Raw genomic sequence first — 20,020 nt, 5'->3', positions numbered from 1 at the left:
TTACTGGGCGTGCCGGGCAAAAGTAATGATCAGTCCACAGGAGGACACCAGTGGCGAAGGCGAAGTTCGAGCGGACTAAGCCGCACGTCAACATCGGCACCATTGGTCACATCGACCACGGTAAGACGACGCTGACTGCGGCCATCACCAAGGTCCTGCACGACGAGTTCCCGGACCTGAACCCGTACACCCCGTTCGACGAGATCGACAAGGCGCCGGAGGAGAAGGCCCGCGGCATCACGATCTCGATCGCGCACGTCGAGTACCAGACCGCGGCGCGCCACTACGCGCACGTGGACTGCCCCGGCCACGCCGACTACATCAAGAACATGATCACCGGTGCCGCGCAGATGGACGGCGCGATCCTGGTGGTCGCCGCGACCGACGGCCCGATGCCGCAGACCAAGGAGCACGTCCTCCTGGCCCGCCAGGTCGGCGTTCCGTACATCGTCGTCGCCCTGAACAAGAGCGACATGGTCGAGGACGAGGAGCTCCTGGAGCTCGTCGAGCTCGAGGTTCGCGAGCTGCTCAGCACCTACGAGTTCCCGGGCGACGACCTGCCGGTCGTTCGCGTCTCGGCGCTCAAGGCCCTCGAGGGTGACCCCGAGTGGACCGGCAAGCTCCTCGAGCTGATGAACGCGGTCGACACCGCGATCCCGCAGCCCGAGCGTGAGACCGAGAAGCCGTTCCTCATGCCGATCGAGGACGTGTTCACGATCACCGGTCGTGGCACCGTCGTCACCGGCCGGGCCGAGCGTGGCATCCTCAAGCCGAACGAGGAGGTCGAGATCGTCGGTATCCGCGAGAAGTCGACCAAGACCGTTTGCACCGGCATCGAGATGTTCCGCAAGCTGCTCGACGAGGCCCGCGCGGGTGAGAACGTCGGTCTGCTGCTCCGCGGCATCAAGCGCGAGGACGTCGAGCGCGGCATGGTCGTCGTGAAGCCGGGCACCACGACTCCCCACACGGAGTTCGAGGGCCAGGTCTACATCCTCTCCAAGGAGGAGGGTGGCCGGCACACCCCGTTCTTCCAGAACTACCGGCCGCAGTTCTACTTCCGTACCACGGACGTCACCGGCGTCGTCACGCTGCCCGAGGGCACCGAGATGGTCATGCCCGGCGACTCCACCTCCATGTCCGTGAAGCTGATCCAGCCGATCGCCATGGAGCAGGGCCTGAAGTTCGCGATCCGTGAGGGTGGCCGCACCGTCGGCGCCGGAACGGTCACGAAGATCAACAAGTGATTGAGGGTTCTGCCCTCAGGTGACCCCGATTAGCATTGCCGGATTCAATCCGGCATACTAGTCAGGTTGCGTCCGCGCGGGGTGGGTAACTGTTGAGGTATCACTGCTCTTCAGTTACCCACCCTCGCCGGGTGTCCGGGTGTGTTCTGTTTGCCGCCCGACACCACAGATCCCCGTGATCGACTGGAGTGCCTAGCACTCTGCCTGGGCCCCATCGGCCCGGAGGCGCGACACGCCCGACCGCGGGGGTCGGACAACGCAGGATCAACCGTCCTGCGGGCATGCGGAGGTTACCCGCTTCCGCAGGTAGCGGCATCGAGAGAAGGAAACAGAAGCCACCATGGCGGGACAGAAGATCCGCATCCGGCTCAAGGCCTATGACCACGAGGTCGTCGACTCCTCGGCGCGGAAGATCGTCGAGACGGTGACGCGTACCGGGGCGCAGGTCGCGGGCCCGGTGCCGCTGCCCACGGAGATCAACCGTTTCTGCGTGATCCGTTCGCCGCACAAGTACAAGGACTCGCGCGAGCACTTCGAGATGCGCACGCACAAGCGTCTGATCGACATCATCGACCCGACTCCGAAGACGGTCGACTCGCTCATGCGCCTCGACCTGCCGGCTGGCGTCGACATCGAGATCAAGCTGTAGGGACCGGACAATGGACAGGCAAGTTAAGGGGATCCTGGGCGCCAAGCTCGGCATGACCCAGGTCTGGGACAACAACAAGGTCGTCCCGGTAACCGTGGTGCAGGCCGGCCCGTGCGTCGTCACCCAGGTCCGCACCGATGAGAAGGACGGCTACGCCGCTGTCCAGCTGGCGTACGGCGCGATCGACCCGCGGAAGGTGAACAAGCCGGAGAGCGGCCAGTTCGCCAAGGCCGGCGTTTCGCCGCGCCGCCACGTGGTGGAGCTGCGCACCGTCGACGCGAGCGAGTACGAGCTCGGCCAGGAAGTCACCGTCGAGGCGTTCGCGGCCGGACAGCCGATCGACGTCACCGGTAAGACCAAGGGCAAGGGCTACGCCGGCGTCATGAAGCGGCACGGCTTCCACGGCCTCCGCGCCAGCCACGGTGTCGAGCGCAAGCACCGCTCGCCCGGCTCGATCGGCGCCTGCGCGACCCCGGGTCGCGTCTTCAAGGGCGTCAAGATGGCCGGCCGCATGGGTGGCAAGCGCTTCACCGTGCAGAACCTGGTGATCCAGGCGGTCGACACCGAGCGCAACCTGATCCTGGTCCGCGGCGCTGTGCCCGGTCCCAAGGGCGCGCTGATCCTTGTCCGCACCGCCGCGAAGAAGACCGCGAAGGGTGGTGCCAAGTGAGCTCGGTTGACGTGATCAACGCGGAGGGCACCAAGGCCGGCTCTGTCGACCTGCCCGCCAGCGTCTTCGACGTTCAGGCGAACATCCCGCTGATGCACCAGGTCGTCGTGGCGCAGCTGGCCGCGGCCCGGCAGGGCACGCACAAGGCCAAGACGCGCGGCGAGGTCGCCGGCGGCGGCAAGAAGCCGTACAAGCAGAAGGGCACCGGTCGCGCCCGTCAGGGCTCGATCCGCGCGCCGCAGTTCACCGGCGGTGGCGTCGTGCACGGTCCCGTGCCGCGCGACTACAGCCAGCGGACCCCCAAGAAGATGAAGGCCGCCGCTCTGCGTGGCGCCCTCTCCGACCGGGCTCGTGACGGCCGCGTCTACGTGGTCGAGTCCTTCGTCACCGGCGAGAAGCCGTCGACCAAGGCCGCTGTCGCGACGCTGCGGAAGGTCGCCCAGACCACCAAGGTCCTGGTCGTTCTGGACAGCCAGGACGAGCTGAACTGGGTGTCGCTGCGCAACGAGCCGTCCGTCCACCTCATCGAGGCCGGCCAGCTCAACACCTACGACGTGCTGGTCGCCGACGAGGTGGTCTTCACGAAGGTCGCGCTCGACGAGTTCCTGGGCGGGTCCGAGAAGTCCGAGGAGGGCGACAAGTGAGCACGATCGCCGACCCGCGCGACATCATCGTCGCCCCGGTGGTCTCCGAGAAGAGCTACAGCGTTCTCGACCAGAACTGGTACACGTTCGAGGTCCGTCCGGACGCGAACAAGACCCAGATCAAGATCGCGATCCAGCAGATCTTCAACGTCCGCGTGCTGACCGTGAACACGGCGAACCGCGAGGGCAAGCGCAAGCGCACCAAGACCGGTTGGGGTCAGCGCAAGGCGACCAAGCGCGCGATGGTGAAGCTGGCTGACGGTGACCGTATCGAGGCCTTCGGCGGCCCGGTCAGCTAAGGGGTTTGTGAATCATGGCAATCCGTAAGTACAAGCCGACCACTCCGGGCCGTCGTGGCTCGAGCGTCGCCGACTTCGCCGAGATCACTCGGTCGACGCCGGAGAAGTCGCTGCTGGTCCCGCTGCCCAAGAAGGGCGGCCGCAACGTCCACGGCCGGATCACCACCCGGCACCAGGGCGGTGGCCACAAGCGGCAGTACCGGCTCATCGACTTCAAGCGGAACGACAAGGACGGCGTGCCGGCCAAGGTCGCTCACATCGAGTACGACCCCAACCGCACCTCCCGCATCGCGCTGCTGCACTACGCCGACGGTGAGAAGCGCTACATCCTGGCGCCGAAGGACCTGAAGCAGGGCGACCGCGTCGAGTCGGGCGTGGGCGCGGACATCAAGCCGGGCAACAACCTGCCCCTTCGTAACATCCCGGTCGGTACGACGGTCCACGGTGTGGAGCTTCGTCCCGGCGGTGGCGCCAAGCTGGCCCGTTCGGCCGGCGTCGGTATCCAGTTGCTCGGCCGTGAGGGCGCCTACGCCACGCTGCGTATGCCCTCCGGTGAGATCCGTCGCGTCGACATCCGTTGCCGCGCCACGGTCGGCGAGATCGGCAACGCCGAGCAGTCGAACATCAACTGGGGTAAGGCCGGCCGTATGCGGTGGAAGGGCAAGCGCCCGACCGTCCGTGGTGTCGCCATGAACCCTGTCGACCACCCGCACGGTGGTGGTGAGGGTAAGACCTCCGGTGGTCGTCACCCGGTCAACCCGGCTGGTAAGCCGGAGGGCCGTACCCGCCGCAAGGGCCAGGAGAGCGACAAGCTGATCGTTCGCCGCCGCTACGCCACCCGCAAGCGCGGGTAACGGGAGTTAAAAGATGCCTCGCAGCCTGAAGAAGGGCCCGTTCGTCGACGACCACCTGCTCAAGAAGGTGGAAGTCCAGAACGAGAAGAACTCGAAGAACGTCATCAAGACCTGGTCGCGGCGCTCGACGATCATCCCCGACATGCTCGGGCACACGATCGCCGTGCACGACGGGCGCAAGCACGTCCCGGTCTTCGTCACCGAGGCGATGGTCGGGCACAAGCTCGGCGAGTTCGCTCTGACCCGTACGTTCAAGGGTCACGAGAAGGACGACCGCAAGAGCCGTCGTCGCTAAGCAGATACACGGATTAGAGGATTTAGGAGCTACAGCGATGCCAGTTAAGGGCGACGCTCCGGTGCTTCCGGGCGCGCGGGCGGTTGCGCGGCACGTGCGCATCTCGCCGAACAAGGCGCGCCGGGTGGTCAACCTCGTCCGCGGTCTGCCCGCGAAGGAGGCGCTCACCGTCCTGCAGTTCGCGCCGCAGGCCGCCAGCGAGCAGGTCTACAAGGTGCTGGCCAGCGCGATCGCGAACGCGGAGAACAACGAGCGGCTCGACCCCGACGCTCTCCTCGTGAGCGAGGCGTTCGTCGACGAGGGCCCGACGCTCAAGCGGTTCCGTCCGCGGGCGCAGGGTCGTGCGTACCGGATCCGCAAGCGCACCAGCCACATCACCATCGCGGTCGAGGCGGTCCAGACGGCCCGCCCGGCGAAGAAGGCCGCGGCCAAGAAGGCCGCGCCGAAGGCCGAGTCCCAGAGCACGGAGGGTGCCGAGTAATGGGTCAGAAGGTTCACCCCACCGGGTTCCGCCTCGGCATCTCCACCGACTGGAAGAGCCGCTGGTTCGCGGACAAGCTCTACAAGGACTACATCGGCGAGGACGTCAAGATCCGCCGCATGATGTCCAAGGGCCTCGAGCGCGCCGGCATCTCCAAGGTGGACATCGAGCGGACCCGTGACCGGGTACGTGTCGACATCCACACCGCCCGGCCGGGCATCGTCATCGGCCGTAAGGGTGCGGAGGCCGACCGGATCCGCGGCGAGCTCGAGAAGCTCACCGGCAAGCAGGTCCAGCTGAACATCCTCGAGGTCAAGAGCCCCGAGTCGGACGCTCAGCTGGTCGCGCAGGGTGTCGCGGAGCAGCTGTCCTCCCGGGTCAGCTTCCGCCGCGCGATGCGCAAGGCCATGCAGTCGGCCATGAAGAACCCGATCTGCAAGGGCATCCGGGTGCAGGTCTCCGGCCGTCTCGGCGGCGCGGAGATGAGCCGCACGGAGTTCTACCGTGAGGGTCGCGTTCCGCTGCACACGCTCCGCGCCAACATCGAGTACGGCTTCTTCGAGGCCCGTACCACGTTCGGCCGGATCGGCGTGAAGGTCTGGATCTACAAGGGCGACGCCGTCCCCGGCCGCGAGGCCGTGGCCGAGGCGCCGGCGCGTCCGCGCCGGGACCGCGCCGAGCGTCCCGAGCGTCCGCGCCGTGGCCGTTCCGGTTCGTCCGGCACGACCGCGGGCGGCACCGAGGCGGGTCGCGCTGCGGCCCAGTCCCGGTCGACCGCGGACGGCGACAACGCGAACGACGCCGCGGTCGCCGCGGCTCCGGCTCCGGCCGAGACGCAGCAGGAGGGCTGACACATGCTGATGCCGCGTAAGCCCCCCAAGGGCTTCCGTAAGCCGCATCACCCGGACCGCAGTGGCGCGTCCAAGGGTGGCAACCGGGTCGTCTTCGGTGAGTTCGGTATCCAGGCTCTCGAGCCGGCGTACGTGACCAACCGTCAGATCGAGTCGGCACGTATCGCCATGACCCGTCACATCAAGCGTGGCGGCAAGGTCTGGATCTCGATCTTCCCGGACCAGGCTCTGACGAAGAAGCCGGCCGAGACCCGGATGGGTTCCGGTAAGGGTTCTCCCGAGTGGTGGGTGGCGAACGTCAAGCCGGGACGCATCCTCTTCGAGATGTCGTTCCCGAACGAGACGGTCGCGCGTGAGGCGATGCGCCGCGCGATCCACAAGCTCCCGATGAAGTGCCGCATCGTGACGCGCGAAGTGGGTGAAAGCTGATGGCAGCGGGCGTTAAGGCATCCGAGCTGCGCGAGTCCTCCGAGGAGGAACTGGTCGCGAAGCTGCGGGAAGCCAAGGCGGAGCTGTTCAACCTTCGTGTGCAGCGCGCGACCGGGCAGCTCGACAATCACCGTCGGCTCCAGGTCGTCCGCAAGGACATCGCGAAGATCTACACGATCATGCGTGAGCGGGAGCTGGGCCTCTCGGTTGCGCCGGATGAGGTGACGGCATGAGTGAGAACACCACCACCGCTCCGCGCGCTCAGCGCAAGGTGCGTGAGGGTCTCGTGGTCAGCGACAAGATGGACAAGACCGTCGTTGTCGAGGTCGAGGACCGGGTCAAGCACGCCCTGTACGGCAAGGTCATCCGTCGTACGCGGAAGCTGAAGGTGCACGACGAGCAGAACTCGGCCGGCGTTGGCGACCGGGTTTCGATCATGGAGACTCGTCCGCTCTCCGCCACCAAGCGGTGGCGGCTCGTGGAGATCCTCGAAAAGGCCAAGTGAGTGCGCTGGGCCGGTTTCGGCCGGCCCAGCGGACCATCGTTCCGCCAAGCTTCGGGCACTGCCTGAAGAACTGGCAGACATAGGAGACAGACGTGATCCAGCAGGAGTCGCGACTCCGCGTCGCCGACAACACGGGTGCCCGGGAGATCCTGTGCATCCGCGTGCTCGGCGGTTCCGGTCGCCGTTACGCGAGCATCGGCGACGTCATCGTGGCCACGGTCAAGGACGCCATCCCCGGTGCCGGTGTGAAGAAGGGTGACGTCGTCAAGGCGGTCGTCGTCCGCACCAGCAAGGAGCGGCGCCGTCCGGACGGCTCGTACATCCGTTTCGACGAGAACGCCGCCGTCATCATCAAGGACGGCGGGGACCCCCGCGGCACCCGCATCTTCGGCCCGGTCGGGCGCGAGCTGCGCGACAAGCGGTTCATGAAGATCATCAGCCTGGCGCCGGAGGTGCTCTGACCGTGAAGATCAAGAAGGGCGACACGGTCGTCGTCATCGCCGGCAAGGACAAGGGTGCCAAGGGTAAGGTCATCGCGGCCTTCCCGCGGCAGGACAAGGTCCTGGTCGAGGGCGTCAACCGGATCAAGAAGCACGAGCGCATCCGTACGAACCAGCGCGGTTCGAAGACCGGTGGCATCGTTACGCAGGAAGCGCCGATCCACATCTCGAACGTGCAGGTGCTGGACGGCGACGGCAAGCCGACCCGTATCGGCTACAAGGTCGACGACAACGGCAACAAGGTCCGGATCGCGCGTACGACCGGTAAGGAACTCTGATGACTGCCGCCACCGAGAGCAAGACGCTGCCGCGTCTCAAGCAGAAGTACCGCGCAGAGGTCGTTCCGGCCATCCAGGAGCAGTTCAAGTACGGCAACCCCATGCAGGTCCCCGGTCTGGTCAAGATCGTGGTCAACATGGGTGTCGGCGAGGCTGCCCGGGACGCCAAGCTGATCGACGGCGCGGTCCGCGACCTGACCACGATCACCGGTCAGAAGCCGCTGGTTCGCCGGGCGACCAAGTCGATCGCGCAGTTCAAGCTGCGTGAGGGCATGCCGATCGGCGCGAAGGTCACCCTCCGCGGCGACCGGATGTGGGAGTTCCTGGACCGGCTGCTGTCCATCTCGCTGCCGCGTATCCGCGACTTCCGCGGCCTCGACGGCCGGAAGCTGGACGGCCACGGCAACTACACCTTCGGTCTGACCGAGCAGTCGGTGTTCCACGAGATCGACCAGGACAAGATCGATCGGCCGCGGGGCATGGACATCACCGTGGTCACCACCGCGTCGACCGACGACGAGGGCCGGGCGCTGCTCAAGCTCCTGGGCTTCCCGTTCAAGGAGAACTGAGCATGGCCAAGAAGGCGCTGATCCTGAAGGCTGCCGCGAAGCCGAAGTTCGCCGTGCGTGCCTACACCCGCTGCCAGAAGTGCGGGCGTCCGCACTCGGTCTACCGCAAGTTCGGCCTGTGCCGCGTTTGCGTGCGGGACATGGCCCACCGCGGTGAGCTCCCCGGCGTGTCCAAGGCCTCCTGGTAACTTTCCGCCTCGGCCCGCCCTCGCGGCGGGCCACCCGGCGGACCCGAATGTAATGCCGCTTCGCCGTAGGCCTGAGCTCTGCTCGGGAACCCCGGCGAGAAAGGTTGACGAATACCCATGACGATGACGGACCCGATCGCAGACATGCTCACGCGTCTGCGTAACGCCAACCAGGCGTACCACGACAAGGTGACGATGCCCTACTCGAAGATCAAGGCGAACATCGCCGAGGTCCTCAAGGCCGAGGGTTACATCGCCGCGTGGACGTCTGAGGAGCCCGAGGAGGGCGCGGTCGGCAAGCGTCTGGTCGTTGAGCTCAAGTACGGCCAGAACCGCGAGCGCAGCCTCGCCGGCATCAAGCGCGTCTCGAAGCCCGGCCTGCGGGTTTACGCCAAGTCCGACGAGCTGCCGCGCGTGCTCGGTGGTCTCGGTGTCGCGATCATTTCGACGTCCCAGGGACTGCTGACCGACAAGCAGGCCCGCAAGCGGAGCGTTGGCGGGGAAGTCCTCGCCTTCGTCTGGTAACTGGAGACTTAGACATGTCGCGAATCGGACGTAAGTCGATCCCGGTCCCGGCCGGCGTCGATGTCAAAATCTCGGGCCAGACCGTCACGGTCAAGGGCCCGAAGGGCGAGCTCTCGCACACCGTCGCCGAGCCGATCACGGTCTCGCAGGACGGCGGCGAGCTGGTCGTCAACCGGCCCAACGACGAGCGCAAGGCCAAGGAACTGCACGGCCTCTCGCGTACCCTGGTCGCCAACATGATCGTCGGTGTCACCGAGGGCTACAAGAAGGTGCTGGAGATCAACGGCACCGGTTACCGCGTGACCGCGAAGGGCAAGGACCTGGAGTTCGCTCTGGGCTTCTCGCACCCGGTCCTCGTGGTTCCCCCGGCCGGCATCACCTTCTCGGTCGAGAAGCCGACCCAGTTCACTGTCACCGGTATCGACAAGCAGCTGGTGGGTGAGGTCTCCGCGAACATTCGCAAGATCCGTCCGCCGGAGCCCTACAAGGGCAAGGGTGTCAAGTACCAGGGTGAGGTCATCCGCCGCAAGGCTGGAAAGGCAGGTAAGAAGTGACCGCCACGCTGCTCAAGCGCCGCAACGGCGGCGGGGTTGCCGCCAAGCGTGCCGTCGGCAAGGCGCGTCGGCACTTCCGGGTCCGCAAGAACGTCCGTGGTACGGCCGAGCGTCCCCGCCTGGTCGTCACCCGGTCCTCGCGGCACATCACCGCGCAGATCATCGACGACCTCAAGGGCCACACGCTGGCTTCGGCCTCGACGCTGGACACCTCGATCCGGGGTGCCGAGGGCGACAAGACCTCGCTGTCCGGCAAGGTCGGCGCCCTGGTCGCCGAGCGTGCCAAGGCCGCGGGGATTTCCAAGGTCGTCTTCGACCGGGGTGGCAACAAGTACGCGGGGCGGATCGCCGCGCTGGCGGACGCCGCTCGCGAAGCCGGACTCGAGTTCTAGGAGGAATTGACCAATGCCTGGTCAGCAGCGCCGAGGCGGCGGGTCCGGCGGTAACACCGAGGGTGGCAACCGCCGGGACAACCGCCGTGAGGGCGGCCGCGGCAACGCGCCCGTCGAGAAGACCCCGCACCTGGAGCGGGTCGTCGCGATCAACCGTGTCGCGAAGGTCGTCAAGGGTGGTCGTCGCTTCAGCTTCACCGCCCTGGTGATCGTCGGCGACGGCGACGGCACCGTCGGTATCGGCTACGGAAAGGCCAAGGAGGTGCCCGCGGCGATCGCCAAGGGCGTCGAGGAGGCCAAGAAGCACTTCTTCAAGGTTCCGCGGATCGGCGCGACCATCCCGCACCCCATCACGGGTGAGGCGGCGGCCGGTGTCGTTCTGCTGAAGCCGGCGTCCGCCGGTACCGGCGTCATCGCCGGTGGCCCGGTGCGTGCCGTGCTCGAGTGCGCGGGCATCCACGACATCCTGTCGAAGAGCCTGGGCTCGTCGAACCCGATCAACATCGTGCACGCGACGGTGGCCGCGCTGAAGGGCCTCGAGTCGCCGGAGAAGGTCGCGGCTCGCCGTGGCCTGCCGGTCGAGGACGTGGCGCCGGCGGCCATGCTGGCGGCGCGTGCGGAAGCGGCGGTGCACTGATGGCGCGCTTGAAGGTCACCCAGATCCGGTCCGGGATCGGCCGTAAGCAGAACCAGCGGGACTCCCTGCGGTCGCTCGGCCTGAAGCGGATCAACGATGTGGTGGTCAAGGAGGACCGTCCCGAGATTCGGGGCATGATCTTCGCGGTGAACCACCTCGTCACTGTCGAGGAGGTCGAGTAATGGCGATCAAGGTTCACCACCTGCGCCCGGCGCCCGGTGCGAAGACCGCCAAGACCCGCGTGGGTCGTGGTGAGGGTTCCAAGGGCAAGACCGCCGGTCGCGGTACCAAGGGCACCGGTGCCCGTAAGAACACCCCGGCGTCGTTCGAGGGTGGGCAGATGCCCATCCACATGCGCCTGCCGAAGGTGAAGGGTCTGGGCAACCGGCCCCGTAACAAGGTCGTCTTCCAGGTCGTGAACCTGGACCGGCTCGCCGAGCTGTTCCCCAACGGCGGCTCGATCGGTCCGGCTGAGCTGGTCGAGGCCGGCGCCGTCCGTAAAGGCCAGCCGGTCAAGGTGCTGGGCTCGGGCGAGCTGGGCGGCGTCGCGCTGACCATCTCGGCGCACGCGTTCAGCGAGTCGGCCAAGGAGAAGATCGCTGCTGCCGGTGGCTCCGTCACCGAGCTGTAAGGCGTGATGCGGCGGAGGCCGCGGTCCCGGGGCACCCCGGGGCCGCGGCCTCTCTGCATTGTGGAGGTGCCGTAAACGGCCCTGTGCGGCGCGTGAGGCCACGATTGCGCTGTGGACGCACGCGAGTGCCGAAACGAGCCGATATCGCCGTGACGGCCGTCTCAGGGCCTCCGGTACGCCCGATTCGGCTCAACACAGTGGTTGTCCTCGATGGAAGCGGGCTGTGTTCCGGCCCGTGACGTAGGGTGGGACAGGTATTTCGATGGACGCGCAAGTAACCGGTTCAGCCACGAAGCCGGACACTTGTGTTGTACTGGGACATCGGCCCAAGCGATGCCGCTGGTTGCGCTCTCGGCCTTGCTGATACAGTGCTCCGCTGGCGGCCTCTATGGCTGTCCAATGATGTGTGCCCGAAGTTCCGGGATACCGCAACCCAGAGTGTGGCGACCACGCAGGAGGATCAGTTGTTGTCCGCCTTCACGAGTGCGCTTCGGACGCCTGACCTGCGGAAGAAGCTGCTCTTCACGGTAGCGATCGTAGGGATCTACCGTCTCGGTGCCACATTGCCCAGTCCGGGTGTCTCGTACGCCAACGTGCGGGCGTGCCTCAAAATCACCGAGGCTGCCAACAACGATCTGCTCAACCTGCTGAACCTGTTCTCCGGCGGCGCGCTGCTGCAGCTCTCCGTCTTCGCGCTGGGCATCATGCCGTACATCACGGCGTCGATCATCCTTCAGCTGCTCACCGTGGTCATCCCGCGCCTCGAGCAGCTGCGCAAGGAGGGCCAGTCCGGCCAGGCGAAGATCACGCAGTACACCCGGTACCTGACGCTCGGCCTGGCGGTTCTGCAGGCGTCGGCGTTCGTGGCCCTCGCGCGGACCGGTCAGCTGTTCAACGGCCTGTGCGACCAGAACGACCCGACCTACCAGATCATCCCCGAGGCCACCGGCATCCCGATGTGGCTCACGCTGAGCGTTCTCGTGATGACGATGACCGCCGGCACCGGTGTGGTCATGTGGCTCGGCGAGCTGATCACCGACCGCGGCGTCGGCAACGGCATGTCCGTCCTGATCTTCACCTCGATCGCGGCCCGCCTCCCCGGTGAGGGCTGGAGCATCAAGGAGTCCAGCGGCACCGGCAAGTTCTTCCTGGTGCTCGGCCTGGTGCTGGTCATCATCGCGCTGGTGGTCTTCATCGAGCAGGCGCAGCGCCGGATCCCGGTGCAGTATGCGAAGCGCATGATCGGCCGGCGGATGTACGGCGGCACCTCCACCTACATCCCGCTGAAGGTGAACCAGGCGGGTGTCGTCCCGGTCATCTTCGCCTCCTCGCTGCTCTACCTGCCGCAGCTCTACCTGCAGTTCTTCGACAAGAACACGCTCAAGCCGTACCAGGTGTGGATCCAGAACCACCTGGCCGACCCGGTCAGCCCGCTGTACATCGGCGTGATGTTCCTGCTGATCATCTTCTTCACGTACTTCTACGTCTCGATCACGTTCAACCCGACCGAGGTCGCGGAGAACATGAAGAAGTACGGTGGTTTCGTGCCGGGTATCCGCCCGGGCAAGCCGACCGCCGACTACCTGGACTTCATCCTCAGCCGGATCACCCTGCCGGGCGCCCTGTACCTTGGCTTGATCTCGGTTCTGCCGAACTTCTTCTTCATCTGGCTGAATCAGTCGCAGTACCAGAACTTCCCGTTCGGTGGTACGGCAGTGCTGATCATGGTGGGTGTGGGTCTGGAGACGGTCAAGCAGATCGAGAGCCAACTCATGCAGCGGAACTACGAAGGGTTCCTCCGGTAGTGGGGACGCGGGGCCGGGGGGCTCTGGCGTCGACGGTAGGCGTGGTTCTTCCTGACCGAAGCGAGGCGATGTAGGTGCGGCTGGTACTGGTGGGCCCTCCGGGGGCCGGCAAGGGGACCCAGGCTGAGTTCATCGCCGCCCATCTCGCTGTACCGAAGATCTCGACCGGGGACATCTTCCGGGCGAACGTGTCGCAGGGGACGCCGCTGGGCGTCGAGGCCAAGCGCTACATGGACGCCGGGCAGCTGGTCCCGGACGAGGTCACCATCAACATGGTCCGGGACCGGCTCGCCGAGCCCGACGCGGGGGACGGCTTCCTGCTGGACGGCTTCCCGCGTACCGTGCCGCAGGCCTCCGCCCTGGACAAGCTCCTGGCCGACCTGGGCACCGCCCTGGACCTGGTGATGGAACTCGTGGTCGACGACGACGAGGTCATCCGGCGGCTGTCCGGCCGCCGGACCTGTCGTGGTTGCGGAAAGATCTGGCACGTCGAGTTCGACCCGACGAGCAAGGAGAACATCTGCGACCGCTGCGGCAGCGAGCTGTTCCAGCGTGACGACGACAAGGCCGAGACCATCGCGAACCGGCTCGTCGAGTATGCGGACAAGACCGCGCCCCTGGTCGACTTCTACGGCGCTCAGGGCAAGCTGGTGGGCATCGACGCCACCGGGCCGGTCGAGGACGTCACCGTCCGCGCGATCGACGCCCTGCGGTCGTACGGCGGCTGACCCCGCCTCACAGCTGTACCGACGCCGCCCCGGGTAGATCCCGGGGCGGCGGCATTGTTGAGACGCCAGAGAGTTAGGCTCACCGCCATGCGCCGCCAAGAGCTGAACATTCAGCTGAAGACTCCCGAGCAGATCGAGCTGATGCGGGCGGCCGGACTGGTCGTCGCGGCCGCTCTGGACGCGATGCGCGCCGCTGTCGCCCCGGGGGTCTCCACCGCCGATCTGGACGCGATCGCCGAGAAGGTCATCCGCGACGCCGGCGCGATTCCCTCCTTCAAGGGCTACCACGGCTTCCCAGCGTCGATCTGCGCGTCGGTCAACGAGCAGGTCGTGCACGGCATCCCGAGCGCCGGCCAGGTGCTGCGCGAGGGCGACCTGATCTCGCTGGACTGCGGCGCCGTCCTGAACGACTGGCACGGGGACTCGGCGATCACCGTCGGCGTGGGCGAGACCGACCCGGCTCTGCTCCGGATGGCCGAGGTGGCCGAGGACGCGATGTGGGCCGGGATCGCGGCGGCCGCGCGGGGCGTCCTCAACGGGCGGGGCAAGCAGACCGACATCTCGTTCAACATCGAGCGGTCGATCCGCAAGGCCGGGCGGTACGGGATCGTCGACGGGTACGGCGGCCACGGCATCGGCACCGAGATGCACCAGGATCCGCACATCCTCAACCACGGTAAGCCGGGCCGCGGGATCAAGCTCCAGCCGGGTCTGGCCCTGGCCATCGAGCCCATGATCACGATGGGCTCCCCGCGGACCGTGGAGCTGGAGGACGGCTGGACCGTGGTGACCCGGGACAACTCGATCGCGGCGCACGTGGAGCACACCATGGCGCTGCTGGAGGACGGGGTGTGGGTGACCACCGCGCCGGACGGCGGCCGGGCCCGCCTGGGCGACCTGGTCACGGCTCGTCAGCCATAGGCGTCGATGGCGTGACCGTGCCATGCTTTCGCGCATGGCGCACGAGGGCATGCGGGCCGGCGACGGTGACCGCCAGAGGGTTGCGGATCGACTGCGGGAGGCCTTGGACGAGGGCCGTCTGGATCTGAGCGAGTACGACGAGCGGGTCCAGCAGGCGTACGCGGCGAAGACCTACGGCGAGCTGGAGGGCCTGCTCGCCGACCTGCCCGGCACCGTCCCGGTGGAGAAGGCCCAGGTCGAGCCGCACCGGGTCACGGAGCCGCCGGCGTCGGCGCCGGCCATGAAGGGGCACCGATCGGGGCCGCCTCTGCCGGGCATTCTCGGGGTCTTCCTGGTCTGTGTCGTGGTGTGGGCGATGAGCAGCCTCGGCTCGGGGGAGTGGCACTACTTCTGGCCGGGCTGGGTGTTGATCCCGGTCGTGTTCGCTCTTCTGGCGCACTTCAGGGACCGGGGCAAACGAGGCCACTGAGGCGGATATGGTCGAGTTGTCCGTAGGTGAACACGCCCGACAGCGGGTTACGCAACCCTCGGTTTGGCGTCGCTGTTACGGGCGCGTAGACTGGCTCGCTGGCGCGTAGCGTCCACTCCTTCATGTCCTCAAGCGCTTCGAGGACCGGTGGGAGCCGCGGCTGGTTCGGGCCCCATCGTGGGCCTGGATGTGACGTTGCGCAAGCCTGCCCCAAGAACCCGATGTCAGGTAGCGGAGGACATGCCAAAGAAAGACGGAGCCATCGAGATCGAAGGCCGTGTGATCGAGCCACTGCCGAACGCTATGTTCCGCGTTGAGCTCGCCAATGGTCACAGGGTCCTGGCACACATCTCCGGGAAGATGCGCCAGCACTACATCCGCATCCTTCCCGAGGACAGGGTCGTCGTCGAGCTGTCGCCGTACGACCTGACCCGTGGGCGCATCGTCTACCGCTACAAGTGAGCTTTTTTCGGGCTGACGAGGGCCTTCGGGCCCGCGTCCGGCCCGGGGGCGGTTCATTCGGGTCCGCGGGGAATCACCAATCCCGTCTGACTGAGAGTTAAGGCAAACCGTGAAGGTCAAGCCGAGCGTCAAGCGGATCTGCAACAACTGCCGGGTCATCCGGCGGCACGGCCGGGTCATGGTCATCTGCTCGACCGACCCGCGCCACAAGCAGCGCCAGGGCTGAGTCCAGCGCAAGATCCGCACCACTGAACAAGCTCGTCCCGGCCGTGGGTAACCGCGGCTGTACCCCCGGTCGGAGGCCGGGGCCCGTCGCCAAAGACGGGATGGGGCGGGCACAGACCTCCGGGATCACGAACGAGGAGTACCGCCAGTAATGGCTCGTCTCGTCGGCGTCGATCTCCCCCGCGAGAAGCGGTTGGAGATCGCGCTCACCTACATCTACGGCATCGGGCGTACCCGTGCCGTGGAGACACTGACTGCTACCGCGATTGACCTGAACAAGCGCGCCAAGGACCTCTCGGAAGAGGAGCTGGTTCAGCTCCGCGACTACATCGAGGCCAACTTCAAGGTTGAGGGCGACCTTCGCCGCGAGGTCGCCGCGGACATCCGCCGCAAGGTTGAGATCGGTTGCTACGCCGGTATCCGCCACCGCAAGGGCCTGCCCGTGCGTGGACAGCGGACCCGGACCAACGCTCGTACCCGTAAGGGTCCGAAGCGGACGGTCGCCGGTAAGAAGAAGCCCGGTCGGAAGTAATAGGAGCGCACTGACTTATGCCACCGAAGGCACGCGCTGGGGCCGCCGTCAAGAAGGTCCGGCGCAAGGAACGCAAGAACGTCGCCCACGGGCAGGCGCACATCAAGAGCACCTTCAACAACACCATCGTGTCGATCACCGACCCGACCGGTGCGGTCATCTCCTGGGCCTCCTCCGGCCAGGTGGGCTTCAAGGGCTCCCGCAAGTCGACCCCGTTCGCCGCGCAGCTCGCTGCCGAGGCGGCCGCCCGTCGTGCCATGGAGCACGGCATGCGCAAGGTCGACGTTTTCGTCAAGGGTCCGGGCTCCGGCCGGGAGACCGCCATCCGTTCGCTGCAGGCCGCCGGCCTCGAGGTCGGGCAGATCTCCGACGTCACGCCGCAGCCGCACAACGGCTGCCGTCCGCCGAAGCGCCGCCGGGTCTGAGGGAGATACAGAGATGGCTCGTTACACAGGTGCGGACTGCAAGCGTTGCCGCCGCGAGAAGATGAAGCTGTTCCTCAAGGGCAGCAAGTGCGACGGGCCGAAGTGCCCGTTCGAGTCGCGTCCCTTCCCGCCCGGCCAGCACGGCCGTGGCCGGACCAAGGAGACCGAGTACCTGCTCCAGCACCGCGAGAAGCAGAAGGCCCGCCGCGTGTACGGCGTGCTGGAGAAGCAGTTCCGCGGTTACTACGAGGAGGCTGTCACCAAGCCCGGCAAGACCGGTGAGGTGCTGCTGCAGATCCTCGAGTCGCGTCTCGACAACGTCGTCTACCGGGCCGGCTACGCCGCGTCCCGTGACGCCGCCCGCCAGCTGGTCAAGCACGGCCACTTCCTGGTGAACGGCGTCAAGGTCGACATCCCGTCGTACCGCGTCCGGGACAAGGACATCGTCACGCTCCGGGAGAAGTCGAAGGAGCTCACGCCCTTCGTCGTCGCCCAGGCCCAGGCCGGCTCCAAGCCGGTTCCGGCGTGGCTGGAGCCGATCCCCAGCGAGATGAAGATCCTGATCCACTCGCTCCCGGCCCGCGCTGTCATCGACACGCAGGTCCAGGAGCAGCTGATCGTCGAGCTTTACTCGAAGTAACGCTTCCGAGAGTGCCGGCCGTCCGGCCGGCACTCTCGAGTGGCAAACAGACGGCCATCAAATAGCGGGTGGCCCGACAGAAAGAAGAACAGCGTGCTCATCAGCCAGCGGCCGACCCTCTCGGAGGAGTCGCTCAGCGAGACCCGTTCCCGGTTCACCATCGAACCGCTGGAGCCGGGCTTCGGCTACACCCTCGGTAACTCTCTGCGGCGGACCCTGCTGTCGTCCATCCCGGGCGCGGCGGTCACCAGCATCAAGATCGACGGCGTGCTGCACGAGTTCACCACGATCCCCGGTGTCAAGGAGGACGTGGTCGAGCTGGTCATGAACGTCAAGGAACTGACCGTCAGCTCGGAGCACGACGAGCCGGTCAGCATGTACCTGCGCAAGCAGGGCCCGGGCGACGTGACCGCCGGGGACATCCAGCCGCCGGCCGGTGTCTCGGTGCACAACCCCGATCTGAAGCTGGCGACCCTGAACAGCAAGGGCCGTCTGGACATGGAGCTGACCGTCGAGCGCGGTCGTGGCTACGTCACCGCGGCGCAGAACAAGAACGCCGGCGCCGAGATCGGCCGCATCCCGGTCGACTCGATCTACTCGCCGGTGCTCAAGGTCACCTACCGCGTCGAGGCGACCCGTGTCGAGCAGCGCACCGACTTCGACCGCCTGATCATCGACGTCGAGTCGAAGGCGTCGATCTCCCCCCGGACCGCGCTGGCCTCGGCCGGCTCGACCCTCGTGGAACTCTTCGGCCTGTGCCGTGAGCTCGACGAGACCGCCGAGGGCATCGACATCGGCCCGTCGCCGCAGGACGCGCAGCTCGCTGCCGACCTGGCCCTGCCGATCGAGGAGCTGGACCTCACCGTCCGGTCGTACAACTGCCTCAAGCGCGAGGGCATCAACAGCGTGGGCGAGTTGATAGGGCGTACGGAGGCCGACCTTCTGGACATCCGGAACTTCGGCCAGAAGTCGATCGACGAGGTCAAGATGAAGCTCGCCGGAATGGGCCTGGGCCTGAAGGACAGCGCGCCGTCCTTCGACCCTGCGCACGTGGTCGACTCGTTCGGCGACGTGGACTACGACACCGACGACTACCGCGAGACCGAGCAGCTCTAAGAGCTCGGCTGCGCCACATTTCAAGGAGCATCGGAAATGCCCACGCCCACCAAGGGTGCCCGCCTCGGCGGCAGCCCGGCTCACGAGAAGCTCATCCTGGCCAACCTGGCCACCGAGCTCTTCCGGCACGGGAAGATCAAGACCACCGAGTCGAAGGCCAAGCGGCTGCGCCCGCTGGCTGAGCAGCTCGTCACGAAGGCCAAGCGCGGCGACCTGCACGCCCGTCGCCGGGTTCTGGCCACCGTGAAGGACAAGGACGTCGTGTACGCCCTGTTCGAGCAGATCGCTCCGCGGTACGCCAACCGCCCCGGTGGGTACACCCGGATCACCAAGATCGGCCCGCGCAAGGGTGACGCCGCTCCGATGGCCGTCATCGAGCTGGTCGAGGAGCTGCAGGTCGCGGCCAGCACCGGCCCGTCCAAGGAGGCCCGCAAGGCCGCCGCGCAGCAGGCCAAGGTCGAGGCCCTCGCCCCCGAGGACGAGGCTCCCGCCGCCGCGGCCAAGGGTGACGACGTCCAGGACGACCAGGACGCCGAGGCGCCGGTGAGCGCTTCCGGTGACAAGCCCGGCGACAAGGCCGAGGGCGAAGACACCGACAAGGCCTGATCCACACGGATCGGATCCACAACGGGCGAGGCCCGGCATCCTTCGGGGTGCCGGGCCTCGGCCATCTCTGGAGAGAGCATGGACACCATTCGGCTTCGCCTGGACGTGTCGTACGACGGCGCCGACTTCTCCGGCTGGGCGGCTCAGCCGGGACGGCGTACCGTCGCGGGGGTCTTGATCGAGGGTTTCGCCCGCCTGATCGGGGCCGAGACGCCGCTCGGGCTGACCGTCGCCGGCCGCACCGACGCCGGGGTGCACGCGACCGGCCAGGTCTGTCACGTCGACCTGCCCGCCGAGCGGTGGACCGAACTGGCGGGCTCGCTGCTGCGGAGGCTCGCCGCGGTGCTGCCGCCGGACGCGCGGGTCCGGTCGGTGACGCCGGTGCCGGACACGTTCGACGCCCGGTTCTCGGCCACGTTCCGCCGCTACGAATACCGGGTCTCGGACGCGCCGTGGGGGCCGGAGCCGCTGCGCCGTCACGACACCCTCGGCTGGATGCGCCCGCTCGACCTGGACCGGCTCAACGCGGCCGCGGCCGGGCTGCTGGGCGAGCACGACTTCGCCGCGTTCTGCAAACGCAAGGAGCACGCCACCACGATCCGGGCGATCAACCGGCTGGACTGGCGGCGCGACCCCGACGGGGTGTGTGTGGCGACCGTGCAGGCCGACGCGTTCTGCCAGGCCATGGTGCGCAGCCTGGTCGGGGCGATGCTGACGGTCGGCGACGGGCGGCGGGCGCCGGAGTGGCCGGCCGAGCTGCTCACCCTGCGCGAACGGTCCAGCGAGGTGATGGTCGCCGCGGCACACGGGCTCACCCTGGTCGCGGTCGGCTATCCGGACGAGACGGAGTACGCGGCCCGCGCCGAGGCCACCCGCCGCCTGCGCGCCTGAAAGGC

General features: G+C 67.2%; 34 protein-coding genes. All 34 read left to right on the top strand.

Annotated elements, in window-relative coordinates:
- Positions 1–50 precede the first annotated feature (50 nt).
- Entirely contained in the window at positions 51–1,244 is a 1,194-nt protein-coding gene (tuf, locus tag BM290_RS27425) for an elongation factor Tu (protein ID WP_093618762.1), read from the top strand.
- 340 nt (positions 1,245–1,584) lie between these two features.
- The gene (gene rpsJ / locus BM290_RS27420) at positions 1,585–1,893 is read left to right on the top strand and encodes a 30S ribosomal protein S10 (RefSeq protein WP_007073037.1); all 309 of its coding nucleotides are present in this window, start codon (positions 1,585–1,587) and stop codon (positions 1,891–1,893) included.
- A gap of 10 nt (positions 1,894–1,903) precedes the next feature.
- Positions 1,904–2,563 (top strand): 50S ribosomal protein L3, encoded by a 660-nt coding sequence (gene rplC / locus BM290_RS27415; protein ID WP_093618761.1) that lies wholly within the window; start codon positions 1,904–1,906, stop codon positions 2,561–2,563.
- Positions 2,560–3,207 carry a 50S ribosomal protein L4 gene (rplD, locus tag BM290_RS27410; protein ID WP_093618760.1) on the top strand — a complete coding sequence of 216 codons (648 nt, stop codon included), beginning with the start codon at positions 2,560–2,562 and terminating at the stop codon, positions 3,205–3,207. Before rplC ends, rplD begins: the two co-directional genes overlap by 4 nt.
- A complete protein-coding gene (gene rplW / locus BM290_RS27405; protein ID WP_092548809.1) occupies positions 3,204–3,506 on the top strand; it encodes a 50S ribosomal protein L23 in 303 nt (100 codons plus the stop codon). Before rplD ends, rplW begins: the two co-directional genes overlap by 4 nt.
- Before the next feature lie 14 nt (positions 3,507–3,520).
- Positions 3,521–4,360, top strand: coding sequence for a 50S ribosomal protein L2 (gene rplB / locus BM290_RS27400; protein WP_093618759.1), 840 nt, complete (start codon positions 3,521–3,523; stop codon positions 4,358–4,360).
- A 13-nt stretch (positions 4,361–4,373) separates the two neighbouring features.
- On the top strand, positions 4,374–4,655 hold the full coding sequence (gene rpsS, locus BM290_RS27395) for a 30S ribosomal protein S19 (RefSeq protein ID WP_014687760.1): 282 nt from the start codon (positions 4,374–4,376) through the stop codon (positions 4,653–4,655).
- 37 nt (positions 4,656–4,692) lie between these two features.
- Complete coding sequence (gene rplV / locus BM290_RS27390) at positions 4,693–5,136, top strand: 50S ribosomal protein L22 (protein ID WP_093618758.1); 444 nt, start codon at positions 4,693–4,695, stop codon at positions 5,134–5,136.
- The gene (gene rpsC / locus BM290_RS27385; protein WP_014687762.1) at positions 5,136–5,987 is read left to right on the top strand and encodes a 30S ribosomal protein S3; all 852 of its coding nucleotides are present in this window, start codon (positions 5,136–5,138) and stop codon (positions 5,985–5,987) included. Before rplV ends, rpsC begins: the two co-directional genes overlap by 1 nt.
- Before the next feature lie 3 nt (positions 5,988–5,990).
- Positions 5,991–6,416, top strand: a complete 426-nt coding sequence (gene rplP / locus BM290_RS27380) for a 50S ribosomal protein L16 (RefSeq protein ID WP_014440729.1) — start codon at positions 5,991–5,993, stop codon at positions 6,414–6,416.
- Entirely contained in the window at positions 6,416–6,649 is a 234-nt protein-coding gene (gene rpmC / locus BM290_RS27375; RefSeq protein ID WP_093618757.1) for a 50S ribosomal protein L29, read from the top strand. Before rplP ends, rpmC begins: the two co-directional genes overlap by 1 nt.
- Entirely contained in the window at positions 6,646–6,921 is a 276-nt protein-coding gene (gene rpsQ / locus BM290_RS27370; RefSeq protein ID WP_093618756.1) for a 30S ribosomal protein S17, read from the top strand. Before rpmC ends, rpsQ begins: the two co-directional genes overlap by 4 nt.
- A 92-nt stretch (positions 6,922–7,013) precedes the next feature.
- A complete protein-coding gene (gene rplN, locus BM290_RS27365) occupies positions 7,014–7,382 on the top strand; it encodes a 50S ribosomal protein L14 (RefSeq protein WP_093618755.1) in 369 nt (122 codons plus the stop codon).
- Positions 7,379–7,699 carry a 50S ribosomal protein L24 gene (gene rplX / locus BM290_RS27360; protein ID WP_093618754.1) on the top strand — a complete coding sequence of 107 codons (321 nt, stop codon included), beginning with the start codon at positions 7,379–7,381 and terminating at the stop codon, positions 7,697–7,699. The genes rplN and rplX overlap by 4 nt, the downstream gene beginning before the upstream one ends.
- A complete protein-coding gene (gene rplE / locus BM290_RS27355) occupies positions 7,699–8,268 on the top strand; it encodes a 50S ribosomal protein L5 (protein WP_093618753.1) in 570 nt (189 codons plus the stop codon). The genes rplX and rplE overlap by 1 nt, the downstream gene beginning before the upstream one ends.
- Before the next feature lie 2 nt (positions 8,269–8,270).
- Entirely contained in the window at positions 8,271–8,456 is a 186-nt protein-coding gene (locus BM290_RS27350) for a type Z 30S ribosomal protein S14 (RefSeq protein WP_020513598.1), read from the top strand.
- Positions 8,457–8,573: 117 nt separating this feature from the next.
- On the top strand, positions 8,574–8,981 hold the full coding sequence (gene rpsH, locus BM290_RS27345) for a 30S ribosomal protein S8 (RefSeq protein ID WP_093618752.1): 408 nt from the start codon (positions 8,574–8,576) through the stop codon (positions 8,979–8,981).
- A 14-nt stretch (positions 8,982–8,995) separates the two neighbouring features.
- A complete protein-coding gene (gene rplF / locus BM290_RS27340) occupies positions 8,996–9,535 on the top strand; it encodes a 50S ribosomal protein L6 (RefSeq protein ID WP_093618751.1) in 540 nt (179 codons plus the stop codon).
- Positions 9,532–9,927 carry a 50S ribosomal protein L18 gene (gene rplR / locus BM290_RS27335; protein ID WP_093618750.1) on the top strand — a complete coding sequence of 132 codons (396 nt, stop codon included), beginning with the start codon at positions 9,532–9,534 and terminating at the stop codon, positions 9,925–9,927. The genes rplF and rplR overlap by 4 nt, the downstream gene beginning before the upstream one ends.
- A gap of 13 nt (positions 9,928–9,940) precedes the next feature.
- Positions 9,941–10,564 carry a 30S ribosomal protein S5 gene (gene rpsE / locus BM290_RS27330; protein ID WP_093618749.1) on the top strand — a complete coding sequence of 208 codons (624 nt, stop codon included), beginning with the start codon at positions 9,941–9,943 and terminating at the stop codon, positions 10,562–10,564.
- Complete coding sequence (gene rpmD / locus BM290_RS27325; protein WP_043531070.1) at positions 10,564–10,746, top strand: 50S ribosomal protein L30; 183 nt, start codon at positions 10,564–10,566, stop codon at positions 10,744–10,746. Before rpsE ends, rpmD begins: the two co-directional genes overlap by 1 nt.
- A complete protein-coding gene (gene rplO / locus BM290_RS27320; RefSeq protein WP_093618748.1) occupies positions 10,746–11,195 on the top strand; it encodes a 50S ribosomal protein L15 in 450 nt (149 codons plus the stop codon). Before rpmD ends, rplO begins: the two co-directional genes overlap by 1 nt.
- Positions 11,196–11,659: 464 nt before the next feature.
- Positions 11,660–13,000, top strand: coding sequence for a preprotein translocase subunit SecY (gene secY / locus BM290_RS27315; RefSeq protein ID WP_093618926.1), 1,341 nt, complete (start codon positions 11,660–11,662; stop codon positions 12,998–13,000).
- Between the two features lie 74 nt (positions 13,001–13,074).
- The gene (locus tag BM290_RS27310) at positions 13,075–13,728 is read left to right on the top strand and encodes an adenylate kinase (protein WP_093618747.1); all 654 of its coding nucleotides are present in this window, start codon (positions 13,075–13,077) and stop codon (positions 13,726–13,728) included.
- An 87-nt stretch (positions 13,729–13,815) separates the two neighbouring features.
- The gene (map, locus tag BM290_RS27305; RefSeq protein WP_093618746.1) at positions 13,816–14,649 is read left to right on the top strand and encodes a type I methionyl aminopeptidase; all 834 of its coding nucleotides are present in this window, start codon (positions 13,816–13,818) and stop codon (positions 14,647–14,649) included.
- A 34-nt stretch (positions 14,650–14,683) separates the two neighbouring features.
- Positions 14,684–15,118, top strand: a complete 435-nt coding sequence (locus tag BM290_RS27300) for a DUF1707 SHOCT-like domain-containing protein (protein WP_239143699.1) — start codon at positions 14,684–14,686, stop codon at positions 15,116–15,118.
- A 240-nt stretch (positions 15,119–15,358) separates the two neighbouring features.
- On the top strand, positions 15,359–15,580 hold the full coding sequence (gene infA, locus BM290_RS27295; protein ID WP_018347787.1) for a translation initiation factor IF-1: 222 nt from the start codon (positions 15,359–15,361) through the stop codon (positions 15,578–15,580).
- 109 nt (positions 15,581–15,689) lie between these two features.
- Complete coding sequence (gene rpmJ, locus BM290_RS27290; protein WP_014440745.1) at positions 15,690–15,806, top strand: 50S ribosomal protein L36; 117 nt, start codon at positions 15,690–15,692, stop codon at positions 15,804–15,806.
- A 150-nt stretch (positions 15,807–15,956) separates the two neighbouring features.
- A complete protein-coding gene (rpsM, locus tag BM290_RS27285; RefSeq protein WP_093618745.1) occupies positions 15,957–16,337 on the top strand; it encodes a 30S ribosomal protein S13 in 381 nt (126 codons plus the stop codon).
- 17 nt (positions 16,338–16,354) lie between these two features.
- Positions 16,355–16,762, top strand: a complete 408-nt coding sequence (gene rpsK, locus BM290_RS27280) for a 30S ribosomal protein S11 (RefSeq protein WP_014440747.1) — start codon at positions 16,355–16,357, stop codon at positions 16,760–16,762.
- Between the two features lie 13 nt (positions 16,763–16,775).
- Entirely contained in the window at positions 16,776–17,402 is a 627-nt protein-coding gene (gene rpsD, locus BM290_RS27275; protein ID WP_093618744.1) for a 30S ribosomal protein S4, read from the top strand.
- Between the two features lie 93 nt (positions 17,403–17,495).
- Positions 17,496–18,518: a DNA-directed RNA polymerase subunit alpha gene (locus BM290_RS27270; protein WP_093618743.1), complete on the top strand. Its 1,023-nt coding sequence runs from the start codon at positions 17,496–17,498 to the stop codon at positions 18,516–18,518.
- A 36-nt stretch (positions 18,519–18,554) separates the two neighbouring features.
- Positions 18,555–19,124, top strand: a complete 570-nt coding sequence (gene rplQ / locus BM290_RS27265; RefSeq protein WP_093618742.1) for a 50S ribosomal protein L17 — start codon at positions 18,555–18,557, stop codon at positions 19,122–19,124.
- A 78-nt stretch (positions 19,125–19,202) separates the two neighbouring features.
- Complete coding sequence (gene truA / locus BM290_RS27260) at positions 19,203–20,015, top strand: tRNA pseudouridine(38-40) synthase TruA (RefSeq protein ID WP_093618741.1); 813 nt, start codon at positions 19,203–19,205, stop codon at positions 20,013–20,015.
- Positions 20,016–20,020 lie beyond the last annotated feature (5 nt).

The organism is Actinoplanes philippinensis (assembly GCF_900113015.1).
Lineage (GTDB): Bacteria > Actinomycetota > Actinomycetes > Mycobacteriales > Micromonosporaceae > Actinoplanes > Actinoplanes philippinensis.
Note: the sequence above shows the minus strand (reverse complement) of the source record. Positions and strands in the feature narration are given on the sequence as shown.

Bases quoted from the DNA above. Each gene is read 5' to 3' on its own strand.
- rpsJ (WP_007073037.1), top strand. From the start codon at position 1,585: ATGGCGGGACAGAAGATCCGCATCCGGCTCAAGGCCTATGACCACGAG.
- rplC (WP_093618761.1), top strand. From the start codon at position 1,904: ATGGACAGGCAAGTTAAGGGGATCCTGGGCGCCAAGCTCGGCATGACC.
- rplB (WP_093618759.1), top strand. From the start codon at position 3,521: ATGGCAATCCGTAAGTACAAGCCGACCACTCCGGGCCGTCGTGGCTCG.
- rpsS (WP_014687760.1), top strand. From the start codon at position 4,374: ATGCCTCGCAGCCTGAAGAAGGGCCCGTTCGTCGACGACCACCTGCTC.
- rplV (WP_093618758.1), top strand. From the start codon at position 4,693: ATGCCAGTTAAGGGCGACGCTCCGGTGCTTCCGGGCGCGCGGGCGGTT.
- rpsC (WP_014687762.1), top strand. From the start codon at position 5,136: ATGGGTCAGAAGGTTCACCCCACCGGGTTCCGCCTCGGCATCTCCACC.
- rplP (WP_014440729.1), top strand. From the start codon at position 5,991: ATGCTGATGCCGCGTAAGCCCCCCAAGGGCTTCCGTAAGCCGCATCAC.
- rpmC (WP_093618757.1), top strand. From the start codon at position 6,416: ATGGCAGCGGGCGTTAAGGCATCCGAGCTGCGCGAGTCCTCCGAGGAG.
- rpsQ (WP_093618756.1), top strand. From the start codon at position 6,646: ATGAGTGAGAACACCACCACCGCTCCGCGCGCTCAGCGCAAGGTGCGT.
- rplE (WP_093618753.1), top strand. From the start codon at position 7,699: ATGACTGCCGCCACCGAGAGCAAGACGCTGCCGCGTCTCAAGCAGAAG.
- BM290_RS27350 (WP_020513598.1), top strand. From the start codon at position 8,271: ATGGCCAAGAAGGCGCTGATCCTGAAGGCTGCCGCGAAGCCGAAGTTC.
- rpsH (WP_093618752.1), top strand. From the start codon at position 8,574: ATGACGATGACGGACCCGATCGCAGACATGCTCACGCGTCTGCGTAAC.
- rplF (WP_093618751.1), top strand. From the start codon at position 8,996: ATGTCGCGAATCGGACGTAAGTCGATCCCGGTCCCGGCCGGCGTCGAT.
- rpsE (WP_093618749.1), top strand. From the start codon at position 9,941: ATGCCTGGTCAGCAGCGCCGAGGCGGCGGGTCCGGCGGTAACACCGAG.
- rpmD (WP_043531070.1), top strand. From the start codon at position 10,564: ATGGCGCGCTTGAAGGTCACCCAGATCCGGTCCGGGATCGGCCGTAAG.
- rplO (WP_093618748.1), top strand. From the start codon at position 10,746: ATGGCGATCAAGGTTCACCACCTGCGCCCGGCGCCCGGTGCGAAGACC.
- map (WP_093618746.1), top strand. From the start codon at position 13,816: ATGCGCCGCCAAGAGCTGAACATTCAGCTGAAGACTCCCGAGCAGATC.
- BM290_RS27300 (WP_239143699.1), top strand. From the start codon at position 14,684: ATGGCGCACGAGGGCATGCGGGCCGGCGACGGTGACCGCCAGAGGGTT.
- infA (WP_018347787.1), top strand. From the start codon at position 15,359: ATGCCAAAGAAAGACGGAGCCATCGAGATCGAAGGCCGTGTGATCGAG.
- rpsM (WP_093618745.1), top strand. From the start codon at position 15,957: ATGGCTCGTCTCGTCGGCGTCGATCTCCCCCGCGAGAAGCGGTTGGAG.
- rpsK (WP_014440747.1), top strand. From the start codon at position 16,355: ATGCCACCGAAGGCACGCGCTGGGGCCGCCGTCAAGAAGGTCCGGCGC.
- rpsD (WP_093618744.1), top strand. From the start codon at position 16,776: ATGGCTCGTTACACAGGTGCGGACTGCAAGCGTTGCCGCCGCGAGAAG.
- rplQ (WP_093618742.1), top strand. From the start codon at position 18,555: ATGCCCACGCCCACCAAGGGTGCCCGCCTCGGCGGCAGCCCGGCTCAC.
- truA (WP_093618741.1), top strand. From the start codon at position 19,203: ATGGACACCATTCGGCTTCGCCTGGACGTGTCGTACGACGGCGCCGAC.